The organism is Bradyrhizobium sp. CCBAU 11361, from assembly GCF_028128935.1.
Classification (GTDB): Bacteria; Pseudomonadota; Alphaproteobacteria; order Rhizobiales; family Xanthobacteraceae; genus Bradyrhizobium; species Bradyrhizobium niftali.
Map to the genome: position 1 here is coordinate 1 of NZ_LBJZ01000094.1, position 1,465 is coordinate 1,465.

The 1,465-nt window shown below is 63.8% G+C and carries 1 protein-coding gene; it reads right to left on the reverse strand.

What is annotated here, in order from left to right; translation table 11 throughout:
• Positions 1-33: 33 nt before the first annotated feature.
• Positions 34-1,368 (reverse strand): IS5 family transposase, encoded by a 1,335-nt coding sequence (locus tag XI08_RS10015; RefSeq protein ID WP_271574289.1) that lies wholly within the window; start codon positions 1,366-1,368, stop codon positions 34-36.
• Positions 1,369-1,465: the final 97 nt, after the last annotated feature.

Genomic DNA, 1,465 nt, shown 5'->3' on the forward strand with positions numbered 1-1,465 from the left:
AGTCCTCCGTGAAGAACGCGGGCGCGCGCTGATTTAAGCGATCTTTTGAGCCGGGCCAGTTTCGGCGAATGTCCGGATGATGGCACGCAAGAGTGCTGCGAGCCATCGCAGGAGCAGGCCGAAGTTGTAGCCTGCAGCGGCGAGGACAGCGTTGATGCGGTCCCCGACGCGGCCCTTAAGATAGTTGCGGTCCATGCGGTGCTCGGCCTTGACGTGGCCGATGACAGGCTCGACAGCCGCGCGACGCTTCATCTCGCGACGGATGGAAGCCGTGACGCGGCGGACCTGACCCGAGATCCAGACCCTGAACCGGTGCGGGTGGTTGTGGCCGCGGTACCCTTTGTCGACGTGGATGCGGCGAGCCTCCACGCCGGTGAGCTTCTCCATGTCGGCGATTACGGGGCCGAGCGTGTGCCCGTCGAAGGGATTGCCATGCAGGGCCTTGGCATGGAGCACGAACTGTCCGCCCTTCGGGGACGTCACGGGGGTGGCGATGCTGACCTTGCAGCCAAACTCGTAAGGCGCGCGGGCCTTCCCCTTACCGATGCACTCGACCTCCGGGGCATGTAACGCATAGACCTTGGGGCCGCGCTGATGCTGATCCTGGGTGCGCACCCGCTGCGCCAGATCGAGCAGCGGGCCGAAGCGAGCTTCCAGCGCCGCATCGCCATCAATCTTGCGGCGGATGTCGCGGATGATCCGGCCAAGCCGCGTCCGCAGGAACTTGAGCTGGCGCCGGGCGCGTTTGAACTGGTGGGCGTGGGTATAGCGGCCGACCATGATGGCGGCGCGCTTCGCCAGGCGCAGGTAACTCTGGCGCAGCGATACGCGGTTGCGCTTGGCGAGCCCGACGAGCTTGGTGATGGCCCGATGCATCAGCCGCGCATCGGTCGGATGCGCAACGGCCTTGGGCTGCACTGTGGTATCGACCACCACCCGTTCCAGGTCCTTAGGGCCGATGGCGCCAGTCTTGTGCGCCACCGACAGACTTTCCTGGATCAGCGCGACGAGCTGTTCCTCGCCGAGCCGCTGGCGCCAGCGCGTCATCGACGATCGATCGAACGGCAGCCGGTGGCAAAAGCTTAACTCGCCGCAGAAGTATTGGTAATAGGGGTTCTCGATCCAGCGGTCGCACAGCACCTCATCCGAGAGATTGTGCATGTGCTTCAGAATGAACAGGCCGGCGACAAGCCGCGTCGGCAGACCAGGCTGCCCCGGACCGCCTTGGCACACCGAACCAAAGCGGTCATCCAGAAACTTCCAGTCGATCAGCGCCGCTAACCGCACCAGCGGGTGGCCCATGTCGATGATTTGATCGAGCGCCGGAAGCAGCAGGTCTTTCTGGCGATCATCCCGCGGTTTGCTCATCGCGTTCCCCAATGCCGACGATCCGCCGTCAGGGAATCACGAATCGCTCAAAAGCAAAATCCCAAAACGCAAGAAAGCGAGGTCCAACACTCCGCTT

Coding starts and splice junctions, on each gene's coding strand:
- XI08_RS10015 (WP_271574289.1), bottom strand. CDS start 1,368: ATGAGCAAACCGCGGGATGATCGCCAGAAAGACCTGCTGCTTCCGGCG.